This is a genomic window from Neisseria sp. P0021.S007, assembly GCF_051956855.1.
The window spans coordinates 1-496 of sequence record NZ_JBQCXA010001342.1; the positions used below are offsets into that span (position 1 = coordinate 1).

The following is a 496-nucleotide window of genomic DNA, read 5'->3' on the forward strand; positions in this document are numbered from 1 at the left end:
TATCTAAAGTTAGCCGCCGATGTGCGGTCGATTTACTAAGGAATACTACCATGCTGTTGGCACTTTCCCTGCGCGATTTTGTCATTGTTGAAAACCTCAATCTGGATTTCCAAAGCGGTTTTACCGTCTTGACCGGCGAGACAGGCGCGGGCAAATCGATTACGTTGGATGCAATCGGGCTTTTGTTGGGCGATAAGGCTGATTACAGCCAAGTCCGCAGCGGCGCAAAGGAAGCGCAGTTGTCGGCATTGTTTGACATCAGCCTTTTGCCCGATCTCAAAGCCCAATTGCAGGAGCAGGGTTTTCTAGACGAAGACGCGGAAGAACTCAGCATCCGCCGCATCATCGATGCCAAAGGGAAAAGCCGCAGCTTTATCAACAATCAGGCAGCCACGCTGGCGCAGCTCAAAGCCGTCGGCGGGCAGCTTATCGACATTCCCGGGCAAAACGCCCACCATTCCCTCAATCAAGAATCCGCCCAGCGCGAATTGCTGGA

General features: G+C 53.0%; 1 protein-coding gene. It reads left to right on the forward strand.

All coding sequences use genetic code 11. The annotated features are described in order from the left end of the window. Window positions 1-50: 50 nt before the first annotated feature. A partial coding sequence (locus ACTHUR_RS19065; RefSeq protein ID WP_440400342.1) for an AAA family ATPase occupies window positions 51-496 on the forward strand: 446 nt, incomplete at its 3' end.